This window comes from Herbaspirillum sp., from assembly GCF_035644555.1.
Classification (GTDB): Bacteria; Pseudomonadota; Gammaproteobacteria; order Burkholderiales; family Burkholderiaceae_D; genus Herbaspirillum.
On sequence record NZ_DASQOH010000012.1, the window covers coordinates 265538 to 286053 of the forward strand.

The following is a 20516-nucleotide window of genomic DNA, read 5'->3' on the forward strand; positions in this document are numbered from 1 at the left end:
CCATCCATTCAAAGGAGTCCAACATGAAAACCATCCTCATCACCGGCTGTTCTTCTGGCTTCGGCCTGGAAATCGCACGTTACTTCCTCGATCGCGACTGGAACGTGGTCGCCACCATGCGCAGTCCACGCCAGGACCTGCTGCCGGCCTCGCCCAGATTGCGCATTCTGCCGCTGGACGTCACCGATGAGGCCAGCATCCGTGCCGTGGTCGCGCAGGCCGGCCCGGTCGACGTGCTGGTCAACAATGCCGGCATCGGCGCCCTGGCCGCTGTGGAAGCCCAGTCACCCGCGCAGGTGCGCGAGATCTTCGAGACCAATACCCTGGGCAGCATCGCCATGTGCCAGGCCTTCATCCCCCAGATGCGCGAGCGCGCCCAGGGCGTGGTGATCAACGTCACATCCTCGGTGACCTTGCGCTCCTTGCCCCTGCTGGCGGTCTATACGGCCAGCAAGGCCGCCGTCAATGCGTTTACCGAATCGATGGCGCTCGAACTGGCCAGTGTAGGCGTACAGGCCAGGCTGGTGCTGCCGGGCCGCTCACCGGAGACGCGCTTTGCCGACAACGCCCGGCCGCGCATGGAGGGTGCCATTCCCGAGGCCTATGGCGCGCTGGCCGCGCAGGTCTTCGCCAATTTCCAGGACGACAGCCAGGTGACGTACGCCAGCGACGTCGCCCACGCCGTGTGGCAGGCCGCGACCGACCCGACTGCGCCACCGCGCATTCCCGCTGGCGCCGATGCGCGCGAATGGGCGGCGGCCGCCTGAGCAGGTCTCACAGTTCGGTCGCCATCCGGTGCAGTATTTCGGCCGTCTCGCCAGGCCGGGAAAGGAAGGGGGAATGGTCGCTGGCCAGCTCCTTGACGCGTGCGCAGCCCGCGCGCGTGGCCATGCGCCTTTGCAGCACCGGTTCGATGGCGCGATCGCGGGTGCAGACGATGTAGCTCTTGGGGACCTGACCATAGCGCTCCGGCGTCAGCTGTACTGGCGCCAGCAAGGGCGCGAGGGCCTGCGCGCGGAATTGCGGCACTGCCCAGCTGGCTACGGCATGGGGCGCGTCCTGCATGAAGGTCTGGGTCCGTGACGTCGCCAGGGTTGGCGCAGCTACGGCGTCGACCTGCGCCTGCAGGGAGGATGCGAGGTCGGCCAGCAGGTTCAGGCCGTCTTCATTGCCCGGCACGAAGGCAGACAGGTAGATGAGGCGGGCCAGGCTGTCGGCCGCCTGTTCGGCTGCGGCGCTGACGGCGATGCCGCCGATGCCGTGGCCCACCAAGGTGACCCGTTTGCCGATGACCGCGATGGCGCGCACGATAGCCTCGATCTGCAGCGGCAGGCTGACTTGGTCATGCGGCGTGAGGTCGGCCCCACTGCCGGGCAGGTCGATGCTGTGTACCTCGTGCCCGCGCATGGTGAGTTCGGCGGTCACCGCAGGCCACACCCATTTGCCCTGCCAGACATCGTGGATCAAGAGGTAATTGGCCATGCTGTACTCCTGGGATGGGTCATGGGAAAAAGGCGGGGAAAGCCGTCCCGGCGATACGGCGAAGGCGCTCGGGAAAGTGGGTCTGGCACTGCCATGGTCGAAAAGCCTTGTGAGAAGCCCGGGGGGCGTAGGGGTGTACCGATGTACGGATCTGTGTTTAAATGAAATCCATACTAACACCCGCATGGAAGCACAACAATCCATGCAAGATCCCTACAAACCGGCCCTATCGCCTCTTCACATCATGGAAAAATCCACCCGAACACATGACTGGGTCGGCCAATTTACCGCCAATGGCGGGCCGCGTTACCTGCAGATCGTCGGCTTCATGGAGCAGGCCATTTCCGACGACCGGCTCAAGCCCGGTGACCGCCTGCCACCCCAGCGCCAGCTGGCCGATCGGCTGGGCGTGGACCTGACCACGGTCACCCGCGCCTATACCGAGGCCCGCCGTCGCCACCTGCTGGAAGCACGGGGAGCAGCCGGCAGCTTCGTGGCTGCGCCCAAGGTGGATCTGAGCCAGGTGCTGGACCTGTCGATGAACATCCCGCCGCCACCGGCCGGCATCGACCTGGACGACCTGCTGCGCCAGGGGGTGTCGCAGGTGTTGATCCACAGTGACGCCGATCTGCTCATGACCTATCACCTGGGCGGGGGCAGCAGCGCCGACCGGGCGGCGGCGGCGATGTGGCTGCGGGAGCCGCTCGGGCGGGTCGACGAAGGCCGGCTGCTGGCCTGTCCGGGGGCGCAGGCGGCATTGGCGGCGCTGCTGCTGTCGCAGACCCGCCCGGGCGAGGTCATCCTGGCCGAGCCGCTGACCTATCCTGGACTGCTGACGGCGGCCGCCCAGTTGGGCCGACGAGTGGTGGCGGTGGATGTGGATGGCGAAGGCATGCGGCCCGACCTGCTGGCGACCATGGCCCGCCGGCACCAGGCGCGGCTGGTCTACCTCAATCCGACCTTGCAGAATCCGACCACCCATACCATGCCGGCGGCGCGGCGGGCCGAGATCGCGGCGGTCGTCGCGCGGCTGGACCTGCGCGTCATCGAGGACGATCCCTACTGGCGCTTTGCCGCACATGCCCCACGGCCCCTGGCCTACTACGCGCCGCGCCATGTGTTCCATGTCTCGACCTTGTCCAAATGCCTGCTGCCGGGGCTGCGTACCGCCTATGTGGTGATGCCCGAGGGCCAGGGCCAGGAAGAGGTACTGGGGGCGCTGCGTTCCTTCGTGCTGATGTCCACGCCGCTGATGACGGCGCTGGCCACACAGTGGATACACGACGGCACCGCCGCCGCCTTGCTGGACGGCATCCGCAACGAAGCCTGGGCGCGCCAGGAACTGGCGCTGCGCACGCTGGGCGAGCCAGGGCTGGCCGGGGGTGGGGGGATTCATCTGTGGAAGGCGCTGCCGACCCACTGGCGCGGGCAGGATTTCGTGCTCAAGGCCCGCCAGGCGGGGCTGAACGTGGTTTCACACAGCAGTTTCTCGGTCGAGCAGGACCCCCAGGCAGGGGAATACAGGGACAGCGGCGCGGCGCACATCCGCATCTCGCTGGGCCGCTCGCGCAGCCGTTTCGAACTGGTCAATGCGTTGCGGCGGCTGACCGAGCTGACCCGCCGTCGCAGCGTGCGGGAGGTGGTGGTCTAATGGTGACTAATGCGGCAAGGCGCTTGAGGGGAGGCCGGCGTGACGCCGCGCCGCTGTCAGGATCTCGAAAGCAGCCTCATCTTCGGAGTGGGCCGCCAGCGGCAAGGAGCCGCGGCTGATCTCGGTGCGATCCTTCAGGATCGCGTAGGAGCCTTTCCAGCGGCCTTCGCTGTCGTCGGCCTGATAGACCAGCAGATAACCGTCGAACTCGATTTTCTTCATCGTCATTCTCACCAGGGCAATGAGGTGTCTGAGCTGCCTGAGGTGTCTGACTCCGCCGTCAGGACGGGGCGGTCAACTCAACAGCAGCAGTTTGCGGAAGTATGCCGCGCAGATTGGTGGCTGGATGTCGTCCGCCTGCGCAATCGTTTGTAGGACAAGAGCTATGGCATCATGCGCGCTGAATTGTCGCCTTGTTTGCTACCTCCGCCACCTTCATTCATCACTATGGAAATCCGCCAGCTCCGCTATTTCGCCAGCATCGTCGAACACGGCAGCATCGGCAAAGCCGCCCTGGAGCTGGGCATGGTCACATCGGCCCTGAGCCAGCAGATTACCCGCCTGGAGACCGAACTGGCCACCCGTCTGCTGCAGCGCACCTCCACTGGAGTGGTGCCGACCGCAGCGGGCATCGCCTTTCTCAAGCAGGCCCAGCTGGCGTTGCGCCACATCGACGATGCCGCCCTGGCGGCGCGACAGGCGCGCCTGTCCGGGCATGTCAGCGTGGGCATGGCCTCCAGTACGGCGGGGGTGATGGGGCTGGCCTTCATGCAGGCCATGCACGAACGCTATCCGGAGGTGCGTCTGCGCATGGTGGAAAGCCTGTCCGGTCACCTTGGCGCCATGCTGGGCGCGCGCCAGATCGACCTGGCCATCCTGTTCCAGGAAGAACCGGCACAACGCTGGAGCGTACTGCCCCTGCTGGATGAGCGGCTGTTCGTGATCGGCGCCCCCGCGCTGGCCGGCATGCCCGTTGCGCGCCAGGCACGCCTGGGCAAGCTGGGGGATCTGCCCCTGATCCTGCCGACCCGCAAGCATGGGCTGCGTTCGCTGCTGGATTCGGCTTTCCGTCATGCGGGCTACACACCCAATATCGTCCTTGAGGTTGACGGCCTGCCGATGTTGATGGACGCCGTGCGCGCCGGCATGGGAGCCACCATCCAGCCTGGTGCGGTCCTGGCCCGGGCCGAGAATGCCGACCTGGCCAGCGTGCCGGTGGCCGATGGCGATGCCTCCCGCCCCAACCTGATCGTCAGCGTCTCCGATGACGAACTGTCTCCGGCCGGGCTGGCCGCGCGGGTGCTGCTGGCCGAGGTGGCACGTACCCAGGTGGGGCAGGGCCGCTGGCCCGGTGCTACCCTGCGCGGCACCGGTCTTCACGAAAACTGAACACCCCTTGCCGGCGCGCTGATAGCGGCGCACCGGCAGGCTGCCTATAGTCGCCTCCCTGGACATATCAAAGGAGGGGACGGCGATGTTGGACGTTCTGGTTATTGGCGGTGGCAACGCTGCCCTGTGCGCGGCCTTGATGGCACGCGAGGCCGGCGCCTCGGTCATGCTGCTGGAATCGGCGCCTCGCGCCTGGCGCGGGGGCAACTCACAACACACCCGCAACCTGCGCTGCATGCACGACGCACCGCAGGACGTGCTGGTAGAGGCCTATCCTGAAGAGGAATACTGGCAGGATCTGCTGAAGGTCACCGGCGGCCTTACCGACGAACATCTGGCGCGCCTGACCATCCGCGCCTCGGCCACCTGCCGGCCCTGGATGCGCAAGCATGGGGTGCATTTCCAGCCGCCGCTGTCGGGCGCGCTGCACGTGGCGCGTACCAATGCCTTTTTCATGGGCGGCGGCAAGGCGCTGGTCAATGCCTACTACCGCAGTGCCGAGGCACTGGGCGTGGAGATCCGCTACGACACCCCGGTGGACGCCATCGAACTGGATGGCACGCGCTTCGTCGCTGCCCGCAGTGGCCGCCAGCGCTTCACCGCCCGCACCTGCGTGCTGGCCGCTGGCGGCTTCGAATCCAATCGCGAATGGTTGCGCCAGGCCTGGGGCCAGAACGAGCGCGGCGAATGGCCGGCCGACAATTTCCTGATCCGCGGCACCCGCTTCAACCGTGGCGAACTCTTGCGCTACATGATCGAGGCTGGCGCCGACAGCATCGGCGATCCCACCCAGGCCCACATGGTGGCCATCGATGCCCGTGCACCGCTCTATGACGGCGGCATCTGCACCCGTATCGACTGCGTCTCGCTGGGCGTGGTGGTCAATCGCGACGGCCGGCGCTTCTACGACGAGGGCGAGGATTTCTGGCCCAAGCGCTACGCCATCTGGGGCCGCCTGGTGGCGCAACAGCCGGGCCAGGTCGCCTATTCCATCATCGACAGTCAGGCCATCGGACACTTCATGCCACCGGTGTTCCCCGGCGAGAAGGCCGAGACCCTGGCGGACCTGGCACGCCATCTGGGGCTGCCGCCCGCACAGTTCGAACAGACCGTGCGCGACTACAACGCCGCCTGCCGCCAGGGAAGCTTCGACCACACCGTGCTGGACGACTGCCATACCGACGGCCTGCAGCCCCCCAAGACCCACTGGGCGCGGCCGCTGGAGCGGGCGCCGTTCTATGGCTATGCCCTGCGACCTGGCGTGACATTCACCTACCTCGGTTTGAAAGTGAACGACAAAGCCCAGGTGCATTTTGCCGGCAGGCCCAGCGACAACCTCTTCGTGGCAGGCGAAATGATGGCCGGCAACGTGCTCGGCAAGGGCTATACAGCCGGTGTGGGCATGTCCATCGGCACCGCCTTCGGGCGCATTGCCGGAGCGCAGGCCGCCCAGTTCGCCACCCGATCTTCCGGAGTTTCCCATGCAGCAGCTTGAAGCCCTGACCGATGCCGCCCGCCGCGACGCGCAGGCCGGTCCTGCCACCGTTGCCCCGGGCGGGGCCCGCATCATTCCCATCCTGCCCGTCAAGGCGGCGCCGGCCATGAACGCCGACGAGGCCGAAGTGGCCCGGCAGATGCAGATCTGCAATGCCTGCCGCTATTGCGAAGGGTTCTGTGCGGTGTTCCCGGCCATGACACGCCGTCTGGAGTTTGCCAAGGCCGATGTCCATTACCTGGCCAACCTGTGCCACAACTGTGGCGCCTGCTATCACGCCTGCCAGTACGCGCCGCCCCATGAATTCGCGGTCAACGTTCCCAAGGCCATGGCGCGGGTACGACTGGACACCTATTCCAGCTATGCCTGGCCGGCCGCCGCCGGCGCACTGTATCGGCGTAATGGCCTGACCCTGGCCCTGGCGCTGGCGGGCAGCCTGGCCCTGTTCCTGTTGCTGGCCCTGGCGCTCAACGGCACGCTGGCCGGCAGCCCGGCAGGCGGCAATTTCTATGCGGTATTCCCGCATGGGCAGCTGGCACGCATGTTCGGTGCGGTGTTCGCCCTGGCGGTGCTGGCGCTGGGCATGGGCGTGAGGCGCTTCTGGCGTGATATCACGGACGGCACGGCTGGCGCCCCGGGCGGCGCAGCGGCGGCCGAGGCCACCCGTGACGTGCTGGCCCTGCGCTATCTGGATGGCGGCCACGGAGAGGGGTGCAACGAGTCCGATGACGGCTACACGCTCATGCGCCGGCGCTTCCATCACTTCACCTTCTACGGTTTCATGCTGTGCCTGGCGGCCACCTCGGTGGCGACCCTGTACCACTACCTGCTGGGGCTGGAGGCACCATACCCCGTACTGAGCCTGCCGGTGCTGCTGGGCACGGCGGGCGGCATCGGCCTGCTGGTCGGTCCCGCCGGTCTGCTGTGGTTGAACCTGCGGCGGCATCCGGAGCAGGGCGACCGTCGCCAGCGGCCCATGGACCGTGGCTTCATCGTCCTGCTGCTGCTGGTCAGTGCCACCGGTCTGGCCCTGCTGGCCTGGCGTGACAGCGCTGCCATGGCGGCCCTGCTGGCCCTGCATCTGGGCTGCGTGATGGCCCTGTTCCTGACCCTGCCTTACGGCAAGTTCGCCCACGGCATCTATCGCAGTGCCGCATTGCTCAAGTCCGCCATCGAGAAGCGGCAGCCCCTGCGGCACGATCCCGGATCGGCCTGATCCCGGGCCGGCCAACGCGCCGGCCCACCCGGTTTTCATGAACACAACAGCAAGGAGACTTTCAGCATGAGCACCCAACCCGAGACGCGCGGTTCGCGCGCAGGCGCCGTCCTGCGCGTGACCAGCGGCAATTTCCTGGAACAGTTCGATTTCTTCCTGTTCGGCTTCTACGCCACCCACATTTCCAAGGTCTTCTTCCCCACCGGCAGCGATTTCGCTTCGCTGATGCTGACCTTCGCCGTGTTCGGTGCCGGCTTCCTGATGCGGCCCCTGGGCGCCATCGTGCTGGGTGCCTATATCGACGAAGTGGGCCGCCGCAAAGGCCTGATCGTGACGCTTTCCATCATGGCCAGCGGCACCATCCTGATCGCCTGCGTGCCGGGTTACGCCAGTATTGGTCTGCTGGCGCCGCTGCTGGTCCTGATCGGACGCCTGCTGCAGGGTTTCTCGGCCGGGGCCGAACTGGGCGGGGTATCGGTCTACCTGGCCGAGATGGCCACGCCCGGCCGCAAGGGTTTTTACACTGCCTGGCAGTCGGCCAGCCAGCAGATCGCCATCGTCATGGCCGCGCTCATGGGCTATGCCCTCAATCTTTGGCTGGACGCAACGCAGATTGCCGCCTGGGGCTGGCGCATTCCCTTCTTCGTGGGCTGCCTGATCGTGCCGTTCATCTTCCTGCTGCGTCGTTCCCTGCAGGAGACCGAAGCCTTCAAGGCACGCGCCCATCGTCCTGCCCTGGGCGAGGTCTATCGCACCATGCTGGCGAACTGGAAGACCGTGATCGCCGGCATGCTGCTGGTGGCCATGACGACCACCACTTTCTACCTGATCACCGTCTACACGCCGACCTTCGGCAAGTCGGTACTCAAGCTCTCGACCCAGGCCAGCCTGGTGGTGACCTTGCTGGTGGGGCTGTCGAATTTCTTCTGGCTGCCCATCGGCGGCATGGTGTCCGACCGTATCGGGCGGCGCCCGGTGCTGCTGAGCATCACCGTGCTGGCGATCCTGACCGCCTATCCCGCACTATCCTGGCTGGCGGCCGCACCCAGTGTGGAACGCATGCTGCTGGTGCTGCTGTGGCTGTCGTTCTTCTTCGGCATGTACAACGGCGCCATGGTGGCGGCACTGACCGAGATCATGCCGGAGCAGATCCGCGTGGCCGGCTTCTCGCTGGCCTTCAGCCTGGCCACCGCCGTATTCGGCGGCTTCACCCCGGCCATTTCGACCTGGTTGATCGAACTCACCGGCGACAAGGCGGCGCCCGGCTACTGGCTGACCTTCGCTGCCGTCTGCGGCCTGTCGGCCACACTGATCCTCTATCGTGGGCAGGCCGTGGCGGTTCGGGCAGCCGCCTCGCGGGCAGGCTGAGCGCCGCCCGGCATCTGCCGTTTCCGGGCATTCAGCGCACCGTAGCCGGCACCAGCAAACCATTGAGCGCATCGCCGACGATCAGTGAGGGCAGGGAGTGGTGGTCGTTGGCGAGGATGACGCTGTCCTTCTCGACATCGCCCGGCAGCACCAGCTGTGCGATGTAGCGACAGTCGCTGCTGCAGGTGTAGCGCAGCACGGTCTGGCCGCGCACCGCCTCCAGGATGGTCTGCCCGTGTTCCACGCCGTAGTAGCGCACGCTCACCAGTTGCTGTGAGGCGTCGGCATCGGGGTCGTGATAGAAGTACGTGCCGCGTTCGACCCGCGTGTAATGCGGCCACGGCATGCTGCCGGCCGGCGCCAGGCCGTCGATCTGGCGCGCATCGAGCCCCAGCCGCAAAGCTTGGGCCAGTGGCACCGGTACGGCGGCTTTACCCTGGTCGCTGATATCGGCCTGGCCTGCGGCGGCGGAAAGTTCGGCCTGACGCCGACGGTACCAGTCCAGCAGGCAGGCACGGTCACTGCAGTGCTGCTCGCGCCAGCGCCATTGCGCATCACTGGCGGCGCGAAAGGCGCGCTTGTCGGGGGCCATGTCGCGGGCCTGGCGGAAGACCCGACCCAGGGCGTCATCCATGGCCGATAACTGGGCATCGCCACAGATGGTCTTTTCGTTGCGGGAAGCGGCCTTGCCGCAATCGAAGCTGGCGGCCAAGCTACCGGAGGTGACCAGGAGCGTCAGCAGGGCCGGCAGTGCTGGTAAAGCGAAATGGGAGAGCTTGTTCATGGCGAGACTATCCGTATTGCGAGCGAATGACGGGTGCCAGCTTCGCATTGCGCGCCCCGACGCAAAACGCGGATAAGACAGGGAAAATTTCCAAAATCTTTGCAGCTGAAAAAGCGTGTTGGGTTTGTCTTCACATTCATCGTGCTGCCTGCTCGCGCAGGCCATGCCACATGGCAGTAGAATCGCGGTCTTCATGCCATTTGCGCGATCCGCGCAAGGCACATAACCAGCACACAACCAGCACGCAGCAGACCGGTGACAGGCACAGAGGACAACACCCCGCAATCGCAATTGCGCCCAGGCGAACGTGCCGGCTTCATCCTGAGCCGACACTGGCGCGACACGCCGGCGGGCGTCGAGATCGAGCTGTGGGTGGCCACCGATGACGGCCCGCAATGCCTGCGCCTGCCGCCGCAGGAGGCGGTGGCCTTCGTGCCGCAGGCCGAGGCCGAACGGGTAGACGCCCTGATCGCCGGCGAGCGCGGCATGCAGTTGCGTCCGCTGGAACGACTCAAGGACTATAGCCAGCGGCCGGTGATGGGCCTGTATGGTCGCCATTACCGCAAGCTGCTGAAGATTGAAAAGGCGCTGATCGCTGCCGGCATCCCCGTCTATGAAGCCGATATCCGGCCGCCTGAGCGCTACCTCATGGAGCGCTTCATCAACGCGCCGCTGGCTTTCCAGGGCATCGACGATGGCCAGGGAGTGCTGCTCGAGGCCCGCATCCGCGCCTTGCCGGGCTACAGCCCGCCGCTGAAGCTGGCTTCGCTGGATATCGAGACCAGTTGGCAGGGCGAGCTCTACAGCATCGCCATCGAAGGTTGCGGCCAGCGCAGCGTCTATGTGCTGGAGACGGACAGCGGAGCCGCCGGGCAGTCAGGCGAGGCGGTCGCCAAGGCGGCCGAGGCCGGTTTTGCGCTGCAATTCCGTGACAGCCGTGCCGCGCTGATCGAAGCCCTCAACGACTGGATGGCGCGCCATGATCCGGATGCCCTGATCGGCTGGAACCTGATCCAGTTCGACCTCAACGTATTGCAGAAACAGGCCGACAAATACCGCGTTCCGCTACGCCTGGGGCGGGCCGGACGGGCCCTGGAATGGCGCGAACATGGCCTGCGCGCCAACCACCTGCTGGTGTCGGCCCCGGGGCGGCTGGTGATCGACGGTATCGAAAGCCTGCGTTCGGCGTTCTGGAATTTTCCGTCCTTCAGCCTGGAGAACGTGGCACAGACCCTGCTGGGCGAGGGCAAGGCGATTGCCACCCCCTACCAGCGCATGGACGAGATCGACCGCATGTTCGCCGAGGATAAGCTGGCCCTGGCCACCTACAACCTCAAGGATTGCGAGCTGGTCACGCGCATCTTCGCGCATACCGAGATCCTGTCCTTCCTGCTGGAACGGGCCAGCGTCACCGGCCTGCAGGCCGACCGCAGCGGCGGTTCGGTGGCAGCGTTCACCCATCTCTACCTGCCGCACATGCACCGCAAGGGCTATGTCGCGCCCAACCTGGGCGATGCCGAGCCGCTGGCCAGTCCTGGTGGTTTCGTCATGGATTCGCGCTCGGGGCTGTATGACTCGGTGATCGTGCTGGACTACAAGAGCCTGTATCCGAGCATCATCCGCAGCTTCCTGATCGACCCGGTGGGGCTGGTCGATGGCACCCTCAACGAGCCGGAAGAGCAGACCGTGCCTGGTTTCAACGGTGGGCGCTTCTCGCGTCGCAGCCACAGCCTGCCGGCCATCATCGAGCAGCTGTGGCAAGCCCGGGAAACCGCCAAGGCACAGGGCAACAAGCCCTTGCAGCAGGCGCTGAAGATCATCATGAACTCTTTCTACGGGGTGCTGGGTTCGACGGTGTGCCGCTTCTTCGATTCGCGGCTGGCATCGTCCATCACCCGGCGCGGGCATGAAATCATGCATCGCACGCGTGAACTGATCGAGGAAGAGGGCTTCGAGGTCATCTATGGTGATACCGATTCGACCTTCGTCTGGCTGCGTCGCGCCCACGACGACGCACAGGCGCACCAGATCGGCCTGCGTCTGACCGAACGCATCAATGCCTGGTGGCGTGACCACCTGGCACGGGAATACGCACTGGAAAGCGCGCTGGAATTGCAGTACGAGGTGCATTACCAACGCTTCCTGATGCCCAACGTGCGGGGCGCCGATACCGGTAGCAAGAAGCGCTACGCCGGCTATGTCCGCAGCGCCGATGGCAGCGACAAGGTGACCTACAAGGGGCTGGAAACGGTGCGCACCGACTGGTCGCCGCTGGCGCAGCGCTTCCAGCAGGAGCTGTACCTGCGCATCTTCCGGGGTGAACCGTATCGCGACTACATCGTCGGCTATGTGGCCGACCTGTTCGCAGGAAGGCTGGACGATCTGCTGGTCTACCGCAAGCGCCTGCGCCGCCAGCTCGACCATTACGAAAAGAACGTGCCGCCACACGTGCGGGCGGCGCGCATGGCTGACCAGGTCAACCGGCAGGATGGCCGCCCCCTGCAATACCAGCAGGGCGGCTGGATCAACTACGTCATGACCACCGCCGGACCGGAACCGCTGGAAAAGCGCAGCGCCGCCATCGACCATCGGCACTATCTGGAGCGCCAGCTGGCCCCGGTGGCCGATGCCATCCTGCTGTTCGTCGGCGACAGTTTCGCGGCCGTGACCTCACCCCAGCAAGAACTGTTCTGATGCCTCTGCGGACGCAAAAAGGGCCGGATTCGGTGAATCCGGCCCTTTGCCTGTGAGCGCGTGATCAGTGCGAGCGCGACTCACCGTCGCGGGCAGACGCCGGCTCGCGGCGCACACGCAAGGCCAGCGGTGTGCGGCGGGCATTCTGGTGCAACCTGTGACGCAGGAACAGGCCGAAAGCCAGTACCCCCGCGACCACATAGAGGGCGTAGAAGGCGGCGAGATAGCTACCGTAGTGCAGCAGGGTGTCGATGATGGCCATAGGTCCTCCTTGGGGACGCATTCAATGTCGATGGCCTCATCGTATGCCGCCGTACGGGCGCCGCCTATCAGGGTTTTTCTGATGTGGTTGGCCGCAACGCCGCCTCAGCGTCCCGAACCTGGCTGCACCAGCGCCGCTGGCGGCTCTTGCAGGTGTTGCAATAGCTTGCTCACCATCAGGATCACGGTCAGGCCGAGGAGGCAGAAGAACACAGCCAGCGGCGTGAGGCTCTGAATGGAAACGAAGCCTGCCAGGCCCATCATTCCCGAGGACACCAGCAACAGCGCAAAACCCAGGATGGCGCTGGTCAGGCCGGCGATATGCGGGAAGATCGAATTGCCCTTGGCCATCAGCGTGGGGTACATGGCACCGGCACAGAAGGCCATGACAAGCACCGGCGTGATCAGCGTCCACACCTGCAGTCCCACGGTCAGCGCCAGCGCCAGCATGGCGAAGGCGGCCGCCGTCATGACCCGGGCGCCGAGGCGCAGGCGCACCTCGGCGCTGGGCAGGCGGGGATGATGGATGCGATTGGAGATGCCGCCCACGAAATACATCATGCCGATGGCCAGCGCCATGTAGCCGAAGAAGGTCGGCGGCTGGTGCAAGGTGTTCTGCACCATGAAGGGGCCGACGATGTTGAATACCAGCAGGATGCTGTAGCACAGGCCCTGAGCCAGGAAGCAGCTCTGAAATACCGGGCTGGTCAGCACCATGCGGGCATTGCGCAAGAGTGTGCGCGGGTGCAGGCGTACCGGCTGTGCCAGGGTTTCCCGGTAGCGCCACAGGATGGCCCACATGGCGAAGGAATAGAGCAGCAGGAAGACCAGGCAGGAGCGCCAGCCGAAGGCCTCTTGCAGGTGCGCACCGATCACCGGGGCGATGATGGGCGCAAGGCCCCAGGCGGTGGCCATATAGGTATAGGCATGCACCAGTGCCTGGCCACCGAAGGAGTCGGTGATGATGGCCTTGGCCAGCAGATTGGTGGCGGCGATGCCGAAGCCCTGCAGGATGCGGGCGGCAACGAAGGTTTCCAGGTTCGGTGCCAGCAGGGTCAGCACACAGCCCAGCGTGAACAGGCCCAGCCCCAGGGCCAGGATGCGCTTGCGGCCATAGGCATCGGCCATCGGTCCGAAGACCAGCTGGCCGCAGGCATAGGCGATCAGGTAGCCGGTCACGCTGGTCTGGATGGCCTGGGCCGAGGTGGCATAGTCGATGGCCATTTCCGGCAGCGCCGGCACGTACAGGTCGATGGCCAGCTGCCCGGCCGAGGCAAAGGCGCAAATCAGGAACAGCAGGAAGCGCGGGTGGTTGGGAGACGGCTTGGCAGAGGGGTTCATGAAGGGGATGCTGCGTGGACAAAGAGCGCTATTGTGAACCTTGGTGCGTTTTTTTGCTGGCGGGGCCGGCGGCGCCTGGAAGACGGAAGGGCGCTGGCGGGCGACGATGCCCGGATGTGACAAGTTGAGGGGACGGGAGAACGTGGTTTTATAGAATAAATTCGATGAAGGATCAGTAAATTTTCTAGATCCGATTCTCCCCGCCAGGCTCGCCGTATCGTCTGCACTCCGGCGGCGTGGGCAGGCCGGGTATTCCTGGGGAGGATTCATCGTGCATTTCATCTATCAACGGTTTTCCATCCGGCAGATCTTCATCGCGCTGGTCGTGGTGATCGCCCTGTTGATGTCGCTGGTGGCCACCGCCGCCTTCGAGGAAGAGCGGGCGCACCGGGCGCTGAACCTGGCCAACGAGCAGCGTTTCGACTCCTTCCTGCTGGCGGCCGAACTGCGCCAGAGTTCCGACGACCTCACGCGCATGGTGCGTACCTATGTGGTGACCGGCGATGTGCGCTTTGCGCAGCACTACCAGGCCGTGCTCGACATCCGCGAAGGGCGGCGCGCGCGACCCCAGCATTACGAACGCATCTATTGGGATTTCGTCGAAGCCGACGGGCGCGTACCTCGTCCGGACAGCGCCCTCACCATCGCGCTGGAGGAGCTGATGCGCCAGAACGGTTTCACGGCGGCCGAACTGGGCAAGCTGGGGGAAGCCAAGAACATCTCCGATTCGCTGGCCAGGCTGGAGAGCGTAGCCATGGACATGGTCAGCGCCCAGCAGGCCCTGGCCGAGCGCGGTGCAGCGGTGGACGAGGGCGAACTGGAGCGGGCGCGGCGCATGATGCACGATGCCACCTACCATCAGAACAAGGCTAGGATCATGCAGCCGCTCGACGAGTTCTTCGCCATGCTGGACCAGCGCACCGCCGCCCAGGTGCAGCGGGCGCGGGAAGTCGCCGAGCGCATGACGCGGCTGGTCTATCTGCTCATCGGGCTGAGCCTGCTGGTGCTGGTCGGCACGCTGGTGGTGGTGTACAAGGCCATCGCCGGTCCGCTCACGGGAGCGGTGGAAGTGGCCCGGCGCGTCGCGCATGGCGATCTGACCGCCAGCATCGAGGTCGGCTATAAGGGCGAGACCCGCCTGTTGCTGCACGCCTTGCAGGACATGCGCGATGGCCTGGCCAGCATCGTGCGCCAGGTGCGCCATGGCGCCGAATCGATCCGCGTCTCGGCCACCGAGGTCGCCTCCGGATCGCAGAACCTGTCTTCGCGCACCGAGCAGCAGGCCGGTTCCCTGCAGCAGACAGCCGCCTCGATGGAGGAAATGAACGCCACCGTCCAGCGCAACGCCGGCAACGCCCAGCGCGCCAGCCAGTTTGCCGGCACCGCCTCGCAGGTAGCGCAGCAGGCGGGCCTGGTGGTGGGGGAGGTGGTGCAGACCATGGCATCGATCAAGGAATCCTCGCATCGCATCGTCGAGATCATCGCGGTGATCGACGGCATCGCCTTCCAGACCAATATCCTTGCCCTCAATGCGGCGGTGGAGGCGGCGCGCGCCGGGACCCAGGGCCGTGGCTTTGCGGTGGTGGCCGGGGAAGTGCGCAATCTGGCGCAGCGCGCGGCGGCTGCGGCCAAGGAGATCAAGACCCTCATCGACAGTTCCGTGAGTCGGGTGGAGACCGGCAACCTGCTGGTCCGGAAAGCCGGGCAGACCATGGCCGAGGTGGTCCAGAGCGTGCAGCGGGTCAGTGATGTGATCGTCGACATCGCCGGTGCCAGTGTGCAGCAGTCGACCGGTCTGCAGCAGATTTCACAGGCGGTCAAGCAGCTCGACGACGTCACCCAGCAGAATGCCACACTGGTCGAGCAGGCTTCGGCAGCGTCCGAATCGATGCAGCAGCAGGCGATCCGGCTGGCCCACCTGGTAGGCGAATTCCAGTTGTTGCCGACCCTGGACGACGACATGCCCTACCTGATGATCCAATAGCGGACTCGTCAGGCACCCGCGCCGCGCGACTCAGGCCGCCAGCCGGGCACGCAGCTGATCGAAGCGGGCCGGCCATTCCCGGCGCCAGCGCTCGCGCAGGGCCGGTGCCATCCAGGCAGCATCCAGGCCGTTGAGCATGAAGCCGCGCAGGGCATCGATGTCGGCCCCCAGTTGCAGCATCATCAGCCAGGCCCCGGTGGGGGTGACCAGATGCAGGGTCGGGTCGTCGGTGTTGGGGTGCAGGCGCAGGCCGGCGGCCAGCATCTGGCGGATCGGATGGTCCTGCGCCCAGCGTTGTGGCGCCAGCGTGCGCAGGTAATAGGAGTTGGTCGGCACCACCGTGAAGATCAGACCGCGTTCGATGCAGCGCTGCAGCAGTGCCGGGTTGTCGACGATGGTATAGCCGTGATCGACGCGGTCCACCTGCAGCAGGTCGATGGCGGTGGCCACGTTGTTCCAGGGCATGCCGAATTCGCCGGCATGCGCGGTAGTCTTGAGGCCTGCTTCGCGCGCCAGGCGGTAGGCGGTCTTGAACAGCTCGGGCGGACGGTCGTTCTCGCGGTAGTCCATGCCGATGCCCAACACCTGCGGCGCCGGATGCTGCAGCATCCACTGCACCATGCTCAGGGCCTCGTCGGGGCTGGCTTCGCGGTCGATGCTGGGGATCAGGCGGCCGATGATGCCGATGTCCCGTTCTGCATCCGCGATGGCGCGCACGATGGCGTCTTGTGCGGCGTCATAGGCAATGCCCGAGACCCGCACCGTGCCGGTCGGGTTCCAGAAGAATTCGCTATAGGCCACGCCGTGTTGCCTGGCGTCCTGCAGGTATTCGTAGGTAATGCGGTAGAGGTCGTCGGGCTGCCGGATCAGCACAGCATCGAGGGCGCGCAGCACGCGCAGCACGCCGACCGGCTTTTCGCCACGGGTGTAGAAGGCTTCGATCTCTTCGGCCGAGACCGGATGGCCGGCGCGCGCGGAAAGTTCGCTGAAGGTCTGGCGGCGCACCGCGCCGAACAGATGGCAATGCAATTCGACCTTGGGCAGGGCGCGCACGAATTGTTCGAGCGTCAGCGGGCCGGTATCGGTGGGGTCGTTAAAACTCATGGACGAAACATCGCGAAAGATCGGTTCAGGGAGGAGTGGCGGGGGCGTCTTCAGGACAGCGTGCCCAGCAGCTCCTGCATCATGCATTGCATGGCACGCGGGCCATCGACGGTCATGGCAACCTCGGTATTGGCCGGGGCGCGCCGGGGGACGCGGAATTCGCACACCGTCATGCCGCGCGTGAGCCGGCCCTGCAGTTCGATATCCACCCGCGCCGAGCGGAAGCTGAACAGTTCCGGACGCTTGAGCCAGATCGCCACCGCCGGGTCGTACATCGGCATGGGCACCGAGCCGTCCGGACTGCGGATGCGCAGATAGGCATCGAAGTAGCCGGCCAGCCAGCGCGCGCGGGGCGTACCCAGGGCGCGCACCTGCTGCACCTCGTCGGCGGTCACCAGCAGTTGACGGCACAGGTTCAACCCGAACATGCGCAAGGGGATGCCCGACTGGAACACCACATCGGCCGCCTCGGGGTCGGCAAAGATGTTGAATTCGGCCGCCGCCGTGTGATTGCCCTGGTCGGCCGAGCCCCCCATGAGGATGATTTCCTTGACCATGGAGGCGATCTCGGGCGCACGCTGCAGGGCGATGGCCACATTGGTCAGCGGCGCGATGCACATGAGCGTGATCTCGCCGGCGTGCAGGCGGATCGCCTCGATCATGGCATCCACCGCGTGCGGCAGCGGCGAGCGCTGCAGTTGCTGCGACTGGCGCGCTTCGAGTTCGGCGATGTCGACCTGCGGCAAGGCGTCACCGGTGGTGGCCATGCCGGCTTGGCCGAGGATGGATTGCGCGGTTTCGATGTTGCCGGCCAGCGGCTTCTCGCAGCCGGCATAGACCGGGACATCCAGCTGGTAGTGCTGCTTGATGCGCAGCGCATTGTCGTAGGTGGTCGCCAGCGGCGCGTTGCCCGCCACCACCGACACGCCCAGCCAGTTAACATCGAGATTGGCCGACAGCATCAGCATGGCCAGCCAGTCGTCGAAGCCGGGGTCGGTATCAAGCCAGATCTTGTGCATGTTCTTGTTTTCCTTGGAGGGTAGGGGCGGGCTCAGGCCGACAGTGTCAGGGCTTGTTCCAGCGGCAGGTGGAAGGCCACGTCGTCGCCTTCACGGGCTAGTGCCTGGGCCGCCGGGGCCATGCCGCGCACTTCGCCCAGGGCCGTCTGCAAGAGATATTCCACCGATTCACCCAGGAAGCCCCGTGACAGTACGCGGCCCTGGTAGTTGCCGCTGCCGACCTGGACCTGCTGCACGCGCCAGCCGGCGCAGGCGGTGCCAGCGGGCAGGCCTGGGCAGGGCAGGCTGCCCTGCGGGCCGTGGAGGGCGCCGTCGCGGTAGTCGAACAGGTTTTCGAATCCCATGAAATTGGCGACGAAGCGGGTGCGCGGGGCATTGAAGAGGCGCTCCGGGGTATCCAGCTGCTCGATCTTGCCGCCGTTCATGACCACGATGCGGTCCGACATCGCCAGCGCTTCATCCTGGTCGTGGGTGACGTAGAGCATGGTGATGCCCAGCTCGCGCTGGATGCGGCGCAGCTCGGCGCGCATCTGCACGCGCAGCTTGGCGTCGAGGTTAGAGAGCGGTTCGTCCAGCAACAGCAGCTTGGGCTCGATCACGATGGCCCGTGCCAGCGCCACGCGCTGCTGCTGGCCGCCCGACATCTGTGCCGGCAGGCGCGCTTCAAAGCCGGCCAGGCCGACGGCAGCAATCACCTTCTCCACCCGCTGGCGCAGTTCGGCCGCAGGCACCTTGCGCAGGCGCAGGCCGAAGGCGACGTTGTCGAACACGTTCAGGTGCGGGAACAGGGCATAGGACTGGAATACCAGCCCGATGTCGCGCTTGTTGGGCGGCAGGCGGCTGATGTCGCGTCCGTCCAGCGTGATGCTGCCGGCGCGCAGCTCGATCAGGCCGGCGATGGCGCGCATGGTGGTGGTCTTGCCGCAGCCGCTGGGGCCGAGCAGGGAAATCAGCTCGCCCCGGGCCACGTCCAGGTCCAGCCCTTGCACGGCGGTCTTGGCATTGCCGTAACCGAGGGCGACTTGCTGCAGTGTCAGGTAACTCATCACGTTCTCACATCACATGTATTTGGAAATGCCCAGCACCTTTTCGGTGACCAGCACGAAGGCCATGGTGAACAGCACCAGCAGCGTGGACAGCGCCGCGATGGAAGGATCGAAGCTGTTTTCCATGTGGCCCAGCATCTCGATGGGCAGGGTGCTGATGCCAGGTCCGGTCAGGAACAGCGACACCGGCACCTGGTTGAAGGAGGTCACGAAGGCCAGGAAGAAGGCCGCGATCACGGCGCCCCGGATATTGGGCAAGACCACTAGGCGGAAGGTCTGGGCGCGGGTGGCGCCGAGGGTGATGGCGGCTTCCTCGATGTCCACGCGCAGATTGGCCAGGCTGGAATAGACCACCCGTACCGCATAGGGCGTCAACAGGCCGACGTGGCCGATCAAGAGACCCAGGAACACCGGCGCGTCGATCACCAGCACGAAATGGCGCAGCAGGCCCAGGCCCACCAGCATGGCCGGGATGATCAGGGGCGAGGTCAGCACCTGCTTGATCACCGCCATGCCGGGCGGCGGCATGCGTGACATGGCATAGGCCACGGGCACGCCCAGCAGCAGGGCGATCACGGTCGCCAGCAGGCCGATTTCCAGGCTGGTAGCGAAGGCCTGGCGGAATTCGTCGGCCTGCAGCACCGCCACGATCCAGCGCAGCGAATAGGAGGGCGGCGGGAAGGCCAGCGTCTCGCCGCCGCTGAAGCCGGCCAGGAAGACGATGATGAACGGCCCCAGCAGGAACAACATCACGGCCCACAGCACCAGGCGCGGGAACAGTCCTTGTTTCATGTCGTCCTCCGGGGAGCGGCAATGCGTTTCAATCCGGCGTTGACGGCCAGCGTCATCGCCACCAGGATCACCGCGATCACGTTGGCGGTGCCGAAGTCGCTCTCCACGCTGACCTTCTGGTAGAGCAGGGTTTCCAGCATCAAGACCTTGGGGCCACCCAGCAAGGCCGGGGTGACATAGGCGGTGACGCTGCCGGTGAACACCAGCGTGCCGCCCACGATCAAGCCCTCCTGGGTCAGCGGCAGGGTGACGCGGGTGAAGACCTGCCAGGCATTGGCGCCCAGGGTGGAGGCCGCCAGCGCCAGATCGGCGGAGATGTTTTCCATCGCGCTGACCAGCGACATCAGCATCAGCGGCAGCAGCAACTGCAGCAAGCCCACGAACACCGCCATCTCGGTAAAGAGCAGGCGTTGCGGTTCATCGGTCAGGCCCAGTTGCAGCAGCACGGCATTGACCGCGCCATTGCGCCCGAACAGCACGATCCAGGCATAGGTGCGCGCAATGGGCGACACCATCAGCGGCAGGATCATCATGCCCAGCACCAGTCCGCGCCAGCGTGGTGCCACCCGGACGATGGCTTGCGCGGCGGGATAGCACAGCAGGGCCGAGCACAGGGTGACCAGGGCGGCGATGCGCAGGGTGCGCCACAGCACCTGCAGGTGCAGCGGTTCGGCGAAGAAGTCGGCGAAGCGGGCCAGGCTCCATTGCAGCGGGCCGCCGTCCAGGCTGTCCGGGCCACCGGTGCGGAAGGCGCCCAGCAGCAGGGCGGCCACCGGCAGCAGGAAGCAGACCACGGTGAAGATCAGCGCCGGCGTGACCAGCATCAGGCCGAGGCGGGTTTTGGATTGGGCGAGCATGTTGGGCAAACGATGTCAGGAAGATGAACGACA

At 65.9% G+C, this 20516-nt stretch carries 18 protein-coding genes; 8 read left to right on the forward strand and 10 right to left on the reverse strand.

Features of this window, described 5'->3' with window-relative positions:
* Nucleotides 1-23: 23 nt before the first annotated feature.
* Nucleotides 24-767: an SDR family oxidoreductase gene (locus VE092_RS05050; protein WP_324874426.1), complete on the forward strand. Its 744-nt coding sequence runs from the start codon at nucleotides 24-26 to the stop codon at nucleotides 765-767.
* Between the two features lie 7 nt (nucleotides 768-774).
* Here the strand turns inward: VE092_RS05050 and VE092_RS05055 are convergent, their stop codons facing one another.
* Nucleotides 775-1482: an alpha/beta fold hydrolase gene (locus VE092_RS05055; protein WP_324874428.1), complete on the reverse strand. Its 708-nt coding sequence runs from the start codon at nucleotides 1480-1482 to the stop codon at nucleotides 775-777.
* A 244-nt stretch (nucleotides 1483-1726) separates the two neighbouring features.
* On the opposite strand from VE092_RS05055, the gene VE092_RS05060 reads away from it, so the two are divergent.
* Complete coding sequence (locus VE092_RS05060) at nucleotides 1727-3133, forward strand: PLP-dependent aminotransferase family protein (RefSeq protein WP_324874486.1); 1407 nt, start codon at nucleotides 1727-1729, stop codon at nucleotides 3131-3133.
* Between the two features lie 6 nt (nucleotides 3134-3139).
* On the opposite strand, the gene VE092_RS05065 is transcribed toward VE092_RS05060, so the two are convergent.
* Nucleotides 3140-3361, reverse strand: coding sequence for a hypothetical protein (locus VE092_RS05065; RefSeq protein WP_324874430.1), 222 nt, complete (start codon nucleotides 3359-3361; stop codon nucleotides 3140-3142).
* A 219-nt stretch (nucleotides 3362-3580) separates the two neighbouring features.
* On the opposite strand from VE092_RS05065, the gene VE092_RS05070 reads away from it, so the two are divergent.
* The 4 genes from VE092_RS05070 (at nucleotide 3581) to VE092_RS05085 (ending at nucleotide 8601) form a co-directional block, all read left to right on the forward strand.
* On the forward strand, nucleotides 3581-4522 hold the full coding sequence (locus tag VE092_RS05070; RefSeq protein WP_006462245.1) for a LysR family transcriptional regulator: 942 nt from the start codon (nucleotides 3581-3583) through the stop codon (nucleotides 4520-4522).
* Nucleotides 4523-4607: 85 nt separating this feature from the next.
* The gene (gene tcuA / locus VE092_RS05075; RefSeq protein ID WP_324874433.1) at nucleotides 4608-6017 is read left to right on the forward strand and encodes an FAD-dependent tricarballylate dehydrogenase TcuA; all 1410 of its coding nucleotides are present in this window, start codon (nucleotides 4608-4610) and stop codon (nucleotides 6015-6017) included.
* The gene (gene tcuB, locus VE092_RS05080) at nucleotides 6004-7233 is read left to right on the forward strand and encodes a tricarballylate utilization 4Fe-4S protein TcuB (protein ID WP_324874435.1); all 1230 of its coding nucleotides are present in this window, start codon (nucleotides 6004-6006) and stop codon (nucleotides 7231-7233) included. Before tcuA ends, tcuB begins: the two co-directional genes overlap by 14 nt.
* 66 nt (nucleotides 7234-7299) lie before the next feature.
* Nucleotides 7300-8601 (forward strand): MFS transporter, encoded by a 1302-nt coding sequence (locus VE092_RS05085; RefSeq protein ID WP_324874437.1) that lies wholly within the window; start codon nucleotides 7300-7302, stop codon nucleotides 8599-8601.
* A gap of 31 nt (nucleotides 8602-8632) precedes the next feature.
* Here VE092_RS05085 and VE092_RS05090 read toward each other — a convergent pair whose 3' ends face one another.
* Nucleotides 8633-9385 (reverse strand): hypothetical protein, encoded by a 753-nt coding sequence (locus VE092_RS05090; protein ID WP_324874440.1) that lies wholly within the window; start codon nucleotides 9383-9385, stop codon nucleotides 8633-8635.
* A 255-nt stretch (nucleotides 9386-9640) separates the two neighbouring features.
* On the opposite strand from VE092_RS05090, the gene VE092_RS05095 reads away from it, so the two are divergent.
* Complete coding sequence (locus tag VE092_RS05095; RefSeq protein WP_324874442.1) at nucleotides 9641-12079, forward strand: DNA polymerase II; 2439 nt, start codon at nucleotides 9641-9643, stop codon at nucleotides 12077-12079.
* A 64-nt stretch (nucleotides 12080-12143) separates the two neighbouring features.
* Here VE092_RS05095 and VE092_RS05100 read toward each other — a convergent pair whose 3' ends face one another.
* Nucleotides 12144-12341: a hypothetical protein gene (locus VE092_RS05100; protein ID WP_324874444.1), complete on the reverse strand. Its 198-nt coding sequence runs from the start codon at nucleotides 12339-12341 to the stop codon at nucleotides 12144-12146.
* Nucleotides 12342-12445: 104 nt separating this feature from the next.
* A complete protein-coding gene (locus tag VE092_RS05105) occupies nucleotides 12446-13681 on the reverse strand; it encodes a multidrug effflux MFS transporter (RefSeq protein WP_324874446.1) in 1236 nt (411 codons plus the stop codon).
* Between the two features lie 271 nt (nucleotides 13682-13952).
* Here VE092_RS05105 and VE092_RS05110 point away from each other — a divergent pair, with 271 nt between their 5' ends.
* On the forward strand, nucleotides 13953-15665 hold the full coding sequence (locus VE092_RS05110; RefSeq protein WP_324874449.1) for a methyl-accepting chemotaxis protein: 1713 nt from the start codon (nucleotides 13953-13955) through the stop codon (nucleotides 15663-15665).
* A gap of 30 nt (nucleotides 15666-15695) precedes the next feature.
* Here the strand turns inward: VE092_RS05110 and VE092_RS05115 are convergent, their stop codons facing one another.
* From VE092_RS05115 to VE092_RS05135, 5 genes are read right to left on the reverse strand one after another with little or no spacing between them, the layout of a single operon-like run.
* Entirely contained in the window at nucleotides 15696-16769 is a 1074-nt protein-coding gene (locus VE092_RS05115; RefSeq protein WP_324874452.1) for an adenosine deaminase, read from the reverse strand.
* Nucleotides 16770-16819: 50 nt separating this feature from the next.
* Nucleotides 16820-17788 (reverse strand): nucleoside hydrolase, encoded by a 969-nt coding sequence (locus VE092_RS05120; protein WP_006462235.1) that lies wholly within the window; start codon nucleotides 17786-17788, stop codon nucleotides 16820-16822.
* 32 nt (nucleotides 17789-17820) lie between these two features.
* Nucleotides 17821-18834 carry an ABC transporter ATP-binding protein gene (locus tag VE092_RS05125; RefSeq protein ID WP_324874455.1) on the reverse strand — a complete coding sequence of 338 codons (1014 nt, stop codon included), beginning with the start codon at nucleotides 18832-18834 and terminating at the stop codon, nucleotides 17821-17823.
* 12 nt (nucleotides 18835-18846) lie between these two features.
* Entirely contained in the window at nucleotides 18847-19626 is a 780-nt protein-coding gene (locus tag VE092_RS05130; protein ID WP_324874457.1) for an ABC transporter permease, read from the reverse strand.
* Entirely contained in the window at nucleotides 19623-20483 is an 861-nt protein-coding gene (locus VE092_RS05135; protein WP_006462232.1) for an ABC transporter permease, read from the reverse strand. Before VE092_RS05135 ends, VE092_RS05130 begins: the two co-directional genes overlap by 4 nt.
* Nucleotides 20484-20516: the final 33 nt, after the last annotated feature.